Consider the following 422-nt stretch of genomic DNA (forward strand, 5'->3'; position numbering starts at 1 on the left):
CGGTCATGCGCATCCGGCACCGAATTGGCACCGGCCCCATGCTTGGGCGTCCACTGATGGGCACCGGCCGGGCTCTTGGTCAGCTCCCAGTCATAGCCGAACAGGTTCCAGAAGAAGTTGTTGCTCCATTTGGTCGGCGTCGAGGTCCAGGTCACCTCCAGGCCCGAGCCGATGGTGTCGCCGCCCTTGCCGGAGCCGAACTGGTTGTGCCAGCCCAGGCCCTGCAGCTCGATGCCGGAGGCCTCGGGTTCCGGCCCGACATTGGCGGCATCGCCGGCGCCATGGGTCTTGCCGAAGGTGTGGCCGCCGGCGATCAGCGCCACCGTCTCCTCGTCGTTCATCGCCATGCGGGCGAAGGTCTCGCGGATGTCGCGCGCCGCCGCCAAAGGATCGGGATTGCCGTTGGGCCCTTCGGGATTGAC

The 422-nt window shown here is 67.5% G+C and carries 1 protein-coding gene; it reads right to left on the reverse strand.

Annotated features, from left to right (window positions below; translation table 11 throughout):
- Window positions 1-422, reverse strand: a 422-nt coding sequence (locus tag BA190_RS34940; RefSeq protein WP_305773783.1) for a peroxidase family protein, incomplete at both ends; no start/stop codon positions are given.

This window comes from Labrys sp. WJW (assembly GCF_001676615.1).
GTDB lineage: Bacteria > Pseudomonadota > Alphaproteobacteria > Rhizobiales > Labraceae > Labrys > Labrys sedimenti.